This window comes from Streptomyces resistomycificus (assembly GCF_001514265.1).
Lineage (GTDB): Bacteria > Actinomycetota > Actinomycetes > Streptomycetales > Streptomycetaceae > Streptomyces > Streptomyces resistomycificus.
Genome location: NZ_KQ948994.1, coordinates 53,923 through 65,207, shown reverse-complemented (window position 1 = coordinate 65,207; position 11,285 = coordinate 53,923). Strand labels below are relative to the sequence as shown.

The 11,285-nt window shown below is 69.8% G+C and carries 7 protein-coding genes; 3 read left to right on the top strand and 4 right to left on the bottom strand.

Features of this window, described 5'->3' with window-relative positions; translation table 11 throughout:
- Position 1: 1 nt before the first annotated feature.
- Positions 2-2,356 (bottom strand): tetratricopeptide repeat protein, encoded by a 2,355-nt coding sequence (locus tag AQJ84_RS23185; protein WP_078631522.1) that lies wholly within the window; start codon positions 2,354-2,356, stop codon positions 2-4.
- Positions 2,357-3,226: 870 nt separating this feature from the next.
- Here AQJ84_RS23185 and AQJ84_RS23180 point away from each other — a divergent pair.
- The 3 genes from AQJ84_RS23180 to AQJ84_RS23170 are packed head-to-tail and all read left to right on the top strand — an operon-like array spanning position 3,227 to position 6,829.
- Positions 3,227-4,264, top strand: a complete 1,038-nt coding sequence (locus AQJ84_RS23180) for an LLM class flavin-dependent oxidoreductase (protein WP_051869545.1) — start codon at positions 3,227-3,229, stop codon at positions 4,262-4,264.
- Between the two features lie 5 nt (positions 4,265-4,269).
- Complete coding sequence (locus tag AQJ84_RS23175; protein WP_030038130.1) at positions 4,270-5,643, top strand: NtaA/DmoA family FMN-dependent monooxygenase; 1,374 nt, start codon at positions 4,270-4,272, stop codon at positions 5,641-5,643.
- 4 nt (positions 5,644-5,647) lie between these two features.
- On the top strand, positions 5,648-6,829 hold the full coding sequence (locus tag AQJ84_RS23170) for an amidohydrolase family protein (RefSeq protein ID WP_053190965.1): 1,182 nt from the start codon (positions 5,648-5,650) through the stop codon (positions 6,827-6,829).
- 184 nt (positions 6,830-7,013) lie between these two features.
- Here the strand turns inward: AQJ84_RS23170 and AQJ84_RS23165 are convergent, their stop codons facing one another.
- The 3 genes from AQJ84_RS23165 to purB all read right to left on the bottom strand — a co-directional run bounded on the left by AQJ84_RS23165 (position 7,014) and on the right by purB (position 11,277).
- Positions 7,014-8,156 (bottom strand): NAD(P)/FAD-dependent oxidoreductase, encoded by a 1,143-nt coding sequence (locus AQJ84_RS23165; RefSeq protein WP_030038132.1) that lies wholly within the window; start codon positions 8,154-8,156, stop codon positions 7,014-7,016.
- The gene (locus AQJ84_RS23160) at positions 8,153-9,772 is read right to left on the bottom strand and encodes an FAD-dependent oxidoreductase (RefSeq protein WP_030038133.1); all 1,620 of its coding nucleotides are present in this window, start codon (positions 9,770-9,772) and stop codon (positions 8,153-8,155) included. The genes AQJ84_RS23165 and AQJ84_RS23160 overlap by 4 nt, the downstream gene beginning before the upstream one ends.
- Before the next feature lie 80 nt (positions 9,773-9,852).
- Positions 9,853-11,277, bottom strand: coding sequence for an adenylosuccinate lyase (purB, locus tag AQJ84_RS23155; RefSeq protein ID WP_030038134.1), 1,425 nt, complete (start codon positions 11,275-11,277; stop codon positions 9,853-9,855).
- Positions 11,278-11,285: the final 8 nt, after the last annotated feature.

Genomic DNA, 11,285 nt, shown 5'->3' with positions numbered 1-11,285 from the left:
GTCAGTCGGACGCGGAGGCCGCGGCCTGTGCCAGACGGGTGCGCAGATCGGCGAGATCGTCGGCGGCGGCACCACGCTCGTCGGCGAGCTCGGTGTCTGCCTGTGCGCCGGCTTCGTCTCCCTGTTCGAGACGCAGCAGGGCACGGTTGTACACGTAGTCCGGGTCACGGGAAAGCTCGACCGCGCTGTCGAGACACGTCAATGCCTCCTGGGTGCGCCCGCTCTCGTGGAGCACATGAGCCAGGTTGTTCCATGCCTCGGCATGCTTGGGATTGCACGCCAGCGCGTTCCGCAGGCTTTCCTCCGCCTCGTCCGGGTGCCCGAGTTCCAGGTGGGCGACGCCGCGGTTGCTCCAAGCCTGGACGTTCTTCGGGTCGTGATAGACCGCGGCGTCCAGACTGGTCAGCGCCTTGGCCGGTTCCCCCTGCTTGAGATGCAGGACACCGAGTCCGAGATGCGCCTTCGCCTCGTCCGGCTTGAGTTCCAGCACGCGCCGGAAATCACGCTCGGCCGCTTCCGGGTTTCCTGTCTGCACATGGAGCCGAGCACGGTTGAGGTGGGCTTCGTAGTAGGGCGGGCACAGCTTGATGGCCTGGTCGTAGTACTCCAGAGCCTCTTCGAACTGCCCGGTCCGCTGCAGCATATTGGCCAGGTCATTGGCGTACTCGCCATAATTCGGGTCGAGGCTGATGGTCCGCTGGTAGACCTCGTACGCCTTCGGGAAGTCCTTGACCATCTCGTAGATCTGCGCGGTGTTGTACACGAGGATCGACTGGTGCAGCGTGTACTTCTCGTCACCGTAGATGCTCTGCATCCGCTCCATGCCTTCGGTGCAGAGCCTGAGCGCCTCGTCCATCCGGCCCTGCCGAGCGCGAATATAGGCCAGCGCGTTTTCCGCGAACACCTTGATGTACTCGTGCTTCGGATGGTCCTGGAAGTCGTTCTCTATCCGCTCCAGGTTGAGCAGGGCGAAACGCTCCGCGGTCTCGAGGTCCGGCGGAGACTGGTACCTTCCGTGCGCCATGCTCTGCGAGTAGAGAACCGTGGGCGTGTAAAGACTCTGCGGGAAGTGCTGGTAGAAGGTGTCCAGATAGGGAATGGACACATGCGCCAACCCGAGCGAGTACAGCACGAAGGACATGCGGAGGTAGACGAGATTGTGCATCTGTCCGCCGCCGGGAAGAGTGCGCAGCTGGGGGTCGGCCCAGAAACGGGAGAAGAGATCGAACCAGGTGTCGTAGAGCCCGATTTCCTGAAGCGAGATCGAGAGCGGAGCGAGCGCGACCACCTGGTCGGATACGTCCCGGAGGCCGAGGTGGTGTACCGGATGGAAAACTTCTTCGGGCTTTCCACCGAATTCGGCGAGGAACTCCCGGTGCACCCGCTCCCGGGTGCCGGGGTCGTACGTCTCGTAGTTGCGAACCACGACCGGGTCGTCGTCCGAGCAGTGCCCTTGCACGTACTGTTCGAGCAGGTCGTACCTGGACCGCTCGCCGAGCAGGCTCAGATGCAGGTCGAGGTGCGTCTCGAACGAGAGGTAGTCGGGCAACGAGACCTTCGTGTCGAGGCAGCGCATGAGCGCCGAAAGCCGGGCGGGCCTGCCCCGCGAGAGCCTCCACAGACTGTCGAGCTGCTTGGCGGCCGGCGGCTCGAATCCCCAGGACCGGATCAGGTCCTTGGCCTCTGCCTTGGCGAGCGGCGGCAGCGTGACCTGCGCCGCGCACTCGGCCAGCGCCAGGTCCGGTTCTCCGTTGACCAGCAGGACCACGGTCAGCCGCCGGCCCAAGGACCTGCGGCGGGCCACTGTGCCGAGGAACTTCAGGACCGTGGGCGACAGGCGCTCGGCGTTGTCGATGACCAGGGTGTACGGCTGATCGGCCCAGGCCAGAAAGGCGTCCAAGAACTCATGGACCCCGTTGAGCAGCTTGTTCTGGTACTCGTGGAAGTAGAAACGGGTGCGCTCGTCCCGGCTGGCGATTCCGGTGAGGTCCTTCGGCACCTGGTACGCCGGGGAATCACGATGCGGGAAGAGCCTCTTGAGTGACTGTTCCGCATCCGCGATCAGTTCGGGCGCTTTGTCTTCCGCGATGGCGACGGCGTGGTCGACCAATGGCTGCAGCCCTGCGAAATAGCCGTGGGTCAGCTTGTCTCCGTCGCCGGCCACCACGACGCCGGCCGGGTGCTCGCTTTCGCCCCCGTCGAGCCAGGCGTGAACAGTGTCGGCCTTCCCGCTGCCGTCCGGCGCGTTGACCATGAGGAAGAGCGGACTGTCCGGGTCGGCATAGTCCAGGCGCCTCCTTGCGTTACTCAGCTCCACAAAGAAGGCCGGGCGTACGCGCGAATGAACAACGGACATTCCAGAAATCTCCCCACGGCTCACAACGTACCGGCTCAAGAAAGTGGGGGGCCGATTCAAGGCCCCCCACTAAGAACGCCTCACATTCGCCTTAGCCGGCGACGTACGGCGTGGTGGTGCGGACGGTGTCCTGCTTCTCGGAGACCTTGACCTTCATGTAGTTCACCCCCCAATAAAGCTTGTTCTTGACGCCAGCGGCGTCTGACCCGAGCAACCCTGACACTTTGAACAACAACGCGTCAACAGTTGAATTCCGGCCATGAACTGCGCACCTGAATGAGCCGGATACACGGAACGCAAAACAGCCTTCCCTGATTCAAGAAATTCAAGGGAAGGGTGCGGCACCCTCGGCACTGCGGGGAAAGGCCAAGGAGTGGGGAGCCCTCGCCGTTGAGGGCTGCACGGGTGCATCTAGGCAAGCAGAGTCGCGCCAGTGAACATGCACCGATGGCCATCATACGTGGATCCACCAACGAGTCCAGGGTCCTCGAGTCGTAGAATCCCACAACTTCTCTTGTGCAGTTAGATGTTTGAGAGCCCGTCAGCCCCAATTGCCCGGCACCTCAGACGAGTTCAGTGAGCGTTCATCGGAGTCCCTTGATGCCGGGTTCAAGATCGTGTTAGCTTCTCCGGCAGAACTGACGGGACGCTTGGGCGCCGGCCTTCATCGGCTCAGCCGCTGATACGCGTCTTCTCCCGCAGCCGGCCACCCGAGCCGCGAACGCGACAACTCAGCCTCACCCCAGACGACTTCCCAGTCCGGCCCATGTGGATCCTTCCTCCGGCGAGTCGAGGGACGCGCACTCTCCATCCCTCACCTCATACGCGGACGACTCATGCGGGACGACGCACTCGAGGGGAAACACCAGCATGATCCTCGGATACGAACTTCCAGGAACGGGGTTCAGGGACCCCGTTCGATCACTCGTCACAGCGGCCGGAGCAGCCGAGGCGGGTGGGGTCGACTACCTCGTCCTCGACGACCGTCCCGCCGCTCGGCCGGCCGGCACCGGCGCCCCGTGGTCGATGGTCACGGCGGCGCTGCTGGCGGCGAAGACGACGCGGGTCGGCCTGGTCACCAATGCGGCGATCGCCTACTGCGAGCCGTACCACCTGGCGCGTACTGTCGCCTCGCTCGACCACATCAGCCACGGCCGGTCGGGCTGGCAGGTGATCAGCGAGCCCGACCCGGCGGCCGACGCCAACCACCGCAGGGAAGGCGTGGATCCGGCCGTCGACCGCGACGCCCGGGCCGCCGAGTTCATCCCCCTCGTCCAGGACCTCTGGGACACCTGGGAGGACGGGGCGTTCATCCACGACAAGGCAACGGGCCGGTTCATCGACCCCGCCCGCATCCATACGCTGACCTCCGAGGGCCAGGTCTTCAAGGTGCGCGGGCCGCTCAACGTGGTTCGCCCGCCCCAGGGACACCCGGTCGTGTTCGCGCCCGCGGCCGACCGGCAGCTCGCGCCCGCGGCCGACGTCCTGACCGTCGGGGATCCGGAGTCGGCGGCCACGGCTCGCCAAGCGGCCGGATCGCGCCCGGTGGTGGCCGTCGTCAGCCCCTTCGTCGCCGAGACCGAGGCGTACGCCCACGAACTCCACGCGCGCGCGGGGGCACCCGCCTCCGACGCGACCCGGGGCGTTGTCGTGGGCGACGAACTGCAGGTCGCCGAGCGCCTCGCGGGCTGGATCGAGCGGGGTCTGGTCGACGGGTTCACCCTGCGCTTCCCGCCGTCCGTCCCCCTGGAGACCTTCACCGACCTGGTCCTGCCCAGGCTGCGGGCCGACGAGCGGTTGCGCAACGAGTTCGCGGCCGCCGACACGCTGCGCGGGCGTTTCGGCCTGAGCAGGCCCGCGAACCGGATCGTCGAACGCTCGGCCGCGGCCGGCACCACGAGAGGCTGATGAACATGCCCACTGAGCGAACGCTGCATCTCGGCCTGATGTTCTGGGCGACCGGCACCCACGCCGCGGGCTGGCGCCACCCGGAGGCCCAGGCCGACGCCGCCTACGACATCGCCCTCATCCAGGAGGTCAGCGCGGAGGCGGAACGGGCCAAGTTGGACTTCGTGTTCCTGGGCGACCGGCTGGCCTGCGATCCCTCCCTGCAGCACAGCAACCCGGCGCAGATCTCGCGCCTGGAGCCCTACACCACGGCCACCGCGATCGCCGCCGCCACGACGCACATCGGCATCGTGGTCACCGCCAACCCCACCTACTCCGACCCCTATTCCATCGCCCGCCACCTGGCCTCGCTCGACCTGGTCAGCGAGGGCCGGGCGGCGTGGAACCTGGTCACGGGCGCCGATGCCGCCGCCGCCCTCAACTTCAGCCGCGACGCCCACTGGGACACGGGCAAGCGTTACGAGTGGGCCGAGGAGTGCCTCCAGGTGGTGCGCGCCCTGTGGGACGGCGCGGCGGAACTGGAGGGGCAGGAGCCGCTCCCCATCGGCCACCGCGGACCGTTCTTCTCCGTGGACGGCCCGCTGGACGTGGCGCGGCCGCCGCAGGGGCATGTCGTGCTGTTCAACGCCGGCACCTCCGACCAGGCGCGGGAGCTGGCCGCCCGGGCCTCCGACATCGTCTTCGCCGGACCACAGGCGACGTTCGCCGATCGCAAGGCGTACTACGCGGACATCCGCGCCCGCGCGGCCCGTTACGGCCGCGCCGACCAGGTCAAGGTGCTGCCCGGTCTCACTCCTATCGTCGCGCCGACCACCGAGGAGGCGGTCGCGCTCCACGACCGGCTCAACGACCTGTACGTGCTCGACCCGGAGCAGGAGGTCGGCGAGCTGATCCGCAAGGGCGGCATCGGAGAGGGGTACCGGCGCAACCTCAGCTCCGCGAGCCAGGCCTTCGGCGTGGACGTGCGCGGCCACGACCTCGCAGCCGAGGTCCCCGCCGACACCCTGGCCCAGGTCTCCGAGGAGGGCGCCCGCAGGCTGGCCGAGATCACCCGGCTGACCCGGCGCACCGCGAACGGGCCGCAGCGGATCACCTACGGCGACCTGGTGCACGCCACCCCCACCCAGCTCTCGCACGTCGTGGTCGGCAACCCGGAGGAGGTCGCCGACATGATCCAGGAGTGGTGCGAGGACGGCGCCGCCGACGGTTTCAACATCTACCCCGCCTATGTGCCCGGTTCCGTCACCGCCTTCACCGAACTGGTCGTGCCGGTGCTGCAGCACCGTGGGCTGTTTCGCAAGGAGTACGCCGGGCGCACGCTGCGCGAGCAACTCGGCCTGCCGGTGCCGCCGTCCGCGCGGGCAGAGAGCGAGGGATGACGCGATGGGCACGCTCGCCGTCACCGGCGCCGGATGCCTGTTCTCGGGCGACCTCGCCGACCCGCGGATCGAGGGAGCCGACACGGTCCTGAGCACGGACGGGATCATCACCGCGGTAGGGCGGGCGGCCGAGCTGCTGGAGCCGCTCGCCGCAGCCGACGAGGTGCTCGACGCGGCAGGCGCCACCGTGGCTCCCGGCCTCATCGACTCGCACGGGCACGTCACCTTCGGCGACTACTCGCCGCGACAGCGGGCCGTGGACTACCTGGCGGGGTACGTCCACGGCGGGATCACGCGGACCATCTCGGCGGGTGAGGTGCATGTGCCGGGCCGACCCCGGGACCGGGCCGGGGTGAAGGCGCTGGCCGTGGCCGCGCACGCGAGCTTCGAACGGTTCCGGCCCGGCGGGATGCGGGTGCACGCCGGGAACGTACTGCTCGAACCCACCCTGACCGAGGCCGACTTCGATGAGCTGGCACAGTGCGGTGTGTGGCTGGCCAAGTTCGGGTTCGGCGCGTACGAGAAGGCCCGGGACGGAGTGGAGCAGATCCGCTGGGCCAAGGACCGCGGCATCCTCGTCATGTGCCATGCGGGGGGCGCCAGCGCGGCGGGCTCCGCGTCGCTGGGCGCCGATGATCTGCTGGCACTCGACCCGGACGTGTGCGGGCACGCCAACGGCGGCCCGACCGCGCTGCCCGACCACGACGTGGACCGGCTGTTCGCCGAGAGCGGCATGGCTCTCCAGCTCGTCCAGGCCGGCAACGTGCGTGCCGCCCTGCGCATCGTCGAGCGCGCCCACGCGGAGAACGCGCTGGGCCGGATCGTGCTGGGCTCCGACACCCCGTCAGGCTTCGGTGTGATCCCGCTGGCCGTGCTGAAGACGGTCGTGGAGCTCTCCGCGCTGTCCCCGCTCGCACCCGCGGAGGCCTGGGCCCTGGCCACGGGCAATGTCGCGGACGTCTGGGGACTGCCCGCCGGCCGCCTGCGGGTGGGGGCGGAGGCCGATCTCGTCGTCCTCGACGCTCCCCGCGGCTCCACCGCCACGACCGCCGCGGACGCCATGACCCTCGGCAACATCCCCGGCATCTCCGCGGTCGTCACCGACGGCGTGCCGCGCTTCCTGGCCAGCAGCAACACCCCCCGGGCCGCCCGCCCGGCCGAACTGACCCGCCGCCTCACCGCCTGACTCGACGCCGCCGCCCCGGTCTTCCCGTACGGGAGCACGGGGCGGCGGCGTCGTATGCGGGCTGTTGTCCATGACTGCCGTAGTCACGCACGGGCCGGCGCACATGCGGGCCAGGGGGCCTCCGCAACGCCTCAAGCCCCCGTGCCCAAGGGATTCCTCGGGCACGGGGGCTTCGTGCTTCGCGTCAGTACTGCCCTGGGGTGGCGAAACGCTCGGGGCGGAACGCCTTGGCCAGTGAGGACCGCTCGCCGCGGACCTCCTGGGCGACGATCTCCCCCAGCAGGGGTGCGAGGGTGAGGCCGCTGTGCGTGACCACCACGTACAGCGAGGGCACGTCGGGGACCCAGCCGAGGACGCTCATCCCATCGGCCGGCATCGGCCGGACACCGGTGTACGCCGACTCCACCTCGACTCCGCGCTCGGCGCCGGGGAGTACGTCACCGAGCCGGCCGAGCACCCGCCGCGCCGCCCGGCGGCCCTGCGCGGCCAGCTCCTCGTGCGTCCCGGGGACCAACTCGTGGTCCACGTCGTGGCAGTGCAGGACGAGTCGGCCGTCGCTGTGCGGCCGCACGCTCAACTCCGGTGCGTGCAGGATGCGTTCCACGCGTACCGGAACCGGCGAAGTCCGCACCAGCAGGCCCAGCGTCAGGGCCCGCGAGTCCCCCGGCTCCACGAGCGGAACATGCGCGCCGACCTGCCGCAGCAGCTCCGCCGTGCCCCGTCCCGCACAGGTGACGACGGCGTCGGCGGTCACCGTCCCGCCGGAGGCGAGCCTGACCCCGCGCACCGGGCCGACCCCGAGGAACCCGGTGACCGGATCCCCTGTGCGGATCTCCACGCCCGCCCGTCGGCCCTTGTCCTGCACGGCGGCCAGGAAGCGGTCGCTGATCACATGCGCGTCCGCCGGGTAGTGGAACAGCGGGCCGTGTACGCCGTCCAGGGCGAGCCCCGGTTGCAGGTCCCGCCGGGCGTACCCGGCGTCGACCTCCTCGACGGGGTAGTCGAGCGCGCGGTAGCCGTCCGCTACCGCGCGCAGCCGCAGGGCCTGGTCCGCCGTGTGCGCCCAGTGCAGGTTGCCGTGCCGGAACAGCCAGGGCGCGCCGTCGGTGCGGGCGGCGAGCCGGTCGTGCGCTCGCTGGCTCTCCAGGGTGAGCGCGTAGTAGGGCGCCGACCCGTTGTCCACCGCGTTCACCCAGCCGAACCCGTGCGCGGACAGGCCCGTGCCGAGGTCCTGCCCGTCGACCAGGACGACCCGCACCCCCTGTTCGGCCAGGTTGAGCGCCACGCAGCTGCCGATCGCGCCGGCGCCGACCACCACGGCTCTCATCGGCGCTCCCCACCACGCGCGGCGGCGGCTCCGCACAGATAGCCGCCCACGAGGGCTGGGCCGAGGGTGCCGCCCGAGCCGGGGTAGCCGGGGCCGAAGGGGCCGGAGGCCACGTTGCCGCAGGCGAACAGGCCCGGGATCGGGGCATCGTCGTGGTCCAGCACCCGCCCGTCGGCGTCGGTGAGCAGACCGCCCTTGGTGCCGATCATGCCGGGCTCGACACGGATGGCGTAGAAGGGCCGCTCGGTGAGCGGTCCGAGGCACGGGTTGGGTGTCCACCGGTGGTCGCCGTAGTAACGGTCGTGGCTGGTGGCGCCGCGACCGAACTCCGGGTCCTCGCCCTCGGCCGCGTACCGGTCGAAGGCGGCAAGGGTGGCGGTGAGGCCGTCCGCGTCTACGCCGATGCGATCCGCCAGTTCGGCCGGGGTGCCGCCCCGCTCGTACCAGTCGGGAACGGGGTCCGAGGGCTGTACGCCGGCGAGGGCGTAGCGGCTGCGGAACCCCTCGTCGAACACCAGCCAGGCGGGTGCGTTGGGGTACTCGTGCCGGGTGGGGTCGAAGGTCAAAAACGCCTTGGTGATGTCGTTGTAGTTGACGGCCTCGTTGACGAAGCGGCGGCCCTGCCGGTTGACCATGATGGACCCGGGCAGACAGCGCTCGGGGACCAGGTGCCGCGACAACGGCTCGCCGTCGTACGTCTCCCCCGGTACGCCGATCGCGGGCACCCACCAGGCCTGCCCCATGTTGTCCAGCGCCGCCCCGGCGCGCAGCGCCATCAGCAGGCCGTCGCCGTGGTTCCAGGGCGGGCTGATGGGCCGGGTGCCCGCCACGCCGAGGTGGGTGCGCTTGAGCCGCTCGTGCCACTCGTAGCCGCCACTGGCCAGTACGACCCCGTCACGCGCCCGGTACTCCACGGGCCCCTCGTCGGTCTCGGCGCGTACGCCGGCCACCCGGCCGTCCTCGACGAGCAGTTCCCGGCCCCGGACGCCGGTCACGAACGTCACGCCCCGGTCGTCGCAGCCCGCCACGAGGGCCGCCGCGAGCGCGGCGCCGACCGTGAGCACGCCCTCGGCCCGGCGGCGGGCGACGAGTTCGTGGTCGTACAGCTCCGGGTCGCGCCAGCGGTTGCGCTCGTCGTAGGTGATCGCGTCGAAGTGACTGCCCTTGCGCAGACGTTCGGTCAGTCCGGGGCGGTCCGCCGTCGGGAAGGGGACGTTGTCCAGGGTGCGGCCGACGTCCCGGGCGCCCGGCCAGTCGGAGTGGTAGTCGGGCCGGTCGATCGGGAAGAGCCGCACCGGGGTCTTGGCGTGCAGGTAGTCGACCATCTCCGGCGCGGTCTCGACGTACCGCTCAAGGCGCCACCGCTCGACCGCGCCCTCGGTGACCAGCTCCAGATAACGCAGGGCGTCCTCGGGCGAGTCGGGCAGGTCGTGCTCGCGCATCACGGAGCTGTTCGGTACCCAGATCATGCCCCCGGACACGGCGGTCGTGCCGCCGAGCACCGGTGTACGTTCGAGGACGACGACCCGCCGTCCGGCGTCGGCGGCCCGGCAGGCCGCGAGCAGCCCGGCTCCGCCGGAGCCGAGCACGATGGTGTCGGTTTCGCGATCTCGCACGGAAGCCCGTTCCTTCGAAGTGAATTCAGGGGACTCGAGATGAGAGGAGAGAGGGGAGGAGGCTCAAAGCCGGACAGGCTCTAGAGCAGCTGCCCCGGCATGTACCGCGCGGCCTCGGGGCGCCGCCCGGCGATCTCGTCGATGCGGGACGTCACGGTGGCGATCTGCTCGGCGGCGGAACCGGTGAACCCGACGCGGTCGGCGAGGAGTTCGTCCAGTTGGGCCCGGTCGAGCGGGAAGCGCTCGTCGGCCGCGAGCCGGTCGAGGAGCAGGTTGTCCGCACCTTCGGAGCGCATCGCCAGCGCGGCGCCGACCGCGTGCTCCTTGATGACCTCGTGCGCGGTCTCCCGGCCCACCCCGGCGCGCACGGCGGCCATCAGCATCTTCGTCGTGGCCAGGAACGGCAGATACCGCTCCAGTTCGGCGTCGATCACCGACGGGAACACCTCGAACTCGTCGAGGACGGTCAGCAGGGTCTCCAGCATCCCGTCGAAGGCGAAGAACGCGTCGGGCAGGGCGACCCGACGGACCACCGAGCAGGACACGTCGCCTTCGTTCCACTGATCGCCGGAGAGCTCGGCGGCCATGGACGCGAAGCCGCGCAGCACGATCATCAGGCCGTTGACGCGCTCGCAGGAGCGGGAGTTCATCTTGTGCGGCATCGCGGAGGAGCCGACCTGCCCCTCGGCGAAGCCCTCGGTGACGAGTTCGTCGCCGGCCATCAGCCTGATCGAGCGGGCCAGCGAGGACGGTCCGGCCGCCAACTGCACGAGCAGGGTGAGGACTTCGTAGTCGAGCGAGCGCGGGTATACCTGGCCGACACTGGTGAAGCGGTGCGTGAAGCCGAGGTGGGCGGCGATGCGATCCTCCAGCCCGGTCAGCCGTTCCCGGTCGCCGCCGAGCAGGTCGAGCATGTCCTGGGCGGTGCCGACGGGGCCTTTGATGCCCCGCATGGGATAGCGGCCGATGAGCTCCTCCAGGCGCGCGTAGGCGACCAGGACCTCCTCGGCGACCGTGGCGAAGCGCTTGCCCAGAGTCGTGGACTGGGCGGCGACATTGTGCGAGCGGGCCGCCATGACCTGGGCGGCGTGCTGCCGGGCCAGTCCGCCGAGCCGGACCAGGAGGGCGACACAGCGATCCCGTACGAGCAACAGGCTGTCGCGGATCTGGAGTTGCTCCACGTTCTCGGTCAGGTCGCGGGAGGTCATGCCCTTGTGGATGTGCTCATGGCCGGCGAGGGCGTTGAACTCCTCGATCCGGGCCTTCACATCGTGCCGGGTGACCCTCTCTCGCCGGGCGATGGACTCCAGGTCTATGACGTCGGCGACCTTCTCGTAGTCGGAGATCACCCGGTCCGGCACGTCGATGCCCAACTCGCTCTGGGCGGTCAGGACGGCCAGCCACAGCCTGCGCTCGAGCATGATCTTGTGCTCGTGCGACCAGAGGGTGGTGAGTTCCTTGGAGGCGTAGCGGGACGCCAGGACGTCGGGGATGTGCGCGTTCATCGCTTCGT